Source organism: Streptomyces sp. NRRL S-118, assembly GCF_000716335.1.
GTDB lineage: Bacteria > Actinomycetota > Actinomycetes > Streptomycetales > Streptomycetaceae > Streptomyces.
In genome coordinates this window covers 1-1406 of the sequence record NZ_JOBL01000342.1, presented here as the reverse complement: position 1 = coordinate 1406, position 1406 = coordinate 1, and the positions used below count along the sequence as shown (strand labels likewise).

At 73.9% G+C, this 1406-nt stretch carries 1 protein-coding gene; it reads left to right on the top strand.

What is annotated here, in order from left to right; all coding sequences use genetic code 11:
• A partial coding sequence (locus IH00_RS0103300; RefSeq protein WP_031069335.1) for a polyketide synthase dehydratase domain-containing protein occupies positions 1-1406 on the top strand: 1406 nt, incomplete at both ends.

Genomic DNA, 1406 nt, shown 5'->3' with positions numbered 1-1406 from the left:
ACGCTCGGTACCGCGCCGGGTGATGTTTCGGCCGCGGGGCTCATCGCCGTCGAGCACCCCGTACTGGCCGGCCGGGCACTCGTCGGTGACCGGGACGAGTGGCTGTTCACCGGCCGGATCTCCACCACGCACCAGCCCTGGACGCGTGACCACGTCGTCGCCGGCACGGTCGTCGTACCGGGCGTGGCGCTGGTCGAGATGAGCCTCACCGCCGGCCGCGAGGTCGGCTGCCCCGTGCTCGACGAGCTGGTCATCGAGGCGCCGCTGGTGCTGGACGAGACGGCGGCGCGGCAGGTGCAGATCGTCGTCGGTCATGCCGACGAGGACGGGCGCCGTGAGTTCGTCATCTTCTCGCGGCCCGAGGAAGGTGACGCGGAGGAGCGGTACGAGGCGACCTGCCACGGCCGCGGCTGGCTGGGGGCGGAGGCCGAGGCCCTCCCCGCGTGGGACGCCGAATGGCCGCCGCAGGATGCCGAGGCGCTCTCGGCCGAGGCGCTCTACACGCGCATGGCCGACATCGGCTACGACTACGGCGCCCTGTTCCAGGGCGTGGTGGAGGCGTGGCAGGCCGAGGACGGCGTCTACGTCGAGCTGGCGCTGCCGGACGACGCCGACGCCGGCGCCTTCGGCATCCACCCGGGACTCTTCGACTCCGCGGTGCAGAGCTCGCTGTTCGGTGAGAAGCCGGACGACACGCTGGTCATGCCGTTCTCGTGGAACGGCGTTCGGATCGGCCGGACCGGTGTGTCGCGGGCCCGTGCCCGACTCACGCCGGCGGGCGAGGCCGCGTTCCGCATCGACATCGTCGACGAGTACGACGAGCCGGTGCTCAGCATGGAGAAGCTGGTCTTCCGCCCGGTCGACCGGGCCCAGCTGAAGCGTGCCGCCGAGACGCAGGGTTCCCTGTACCAGCTGGACTGGATCCCGGTCCCGGTCGGTACCGGCAGGTCCGCCGGAGTGGCCGTGCTCGGGGGGCTCTCCGCCGAGGGGGAGCAGTACGAGGACCTGTCCGCGCTGGAGCAGGCCGTGGCGAACGGCGCCCAGGCGCCCGAGCTGGTGCTCGCGGCCGTCGAGGCCCCGGAGGCCACTGCGGCCGCGGTCGAGGCGCTGGCCCTGGTGCAGCGGTGGCTGGCCGGTGAGCGGCTGGGCGGGGCGAGGCTGGCAGTGGTGACCCGGCGCGCAGTCGCCGTCGACGGCGAGGCTCCCGACGCCGCGCAGGCCGCCGTGTGGGGTCTGCTGCGCAGTGCGCAGTCGGAGCACCCCGGTCGCTTCCTGCTGGTCGACCTCGACACCGATGCCGTGGCCGAGGGGCTGCAGTGGGGCGGATTGCCGGACCTGGACGAGCCGCAGGTGGCGGTGCGTGGGGGTCGGGTGCTGGCGCCGCGGCTGTCCCGGGCGTCCGCCGG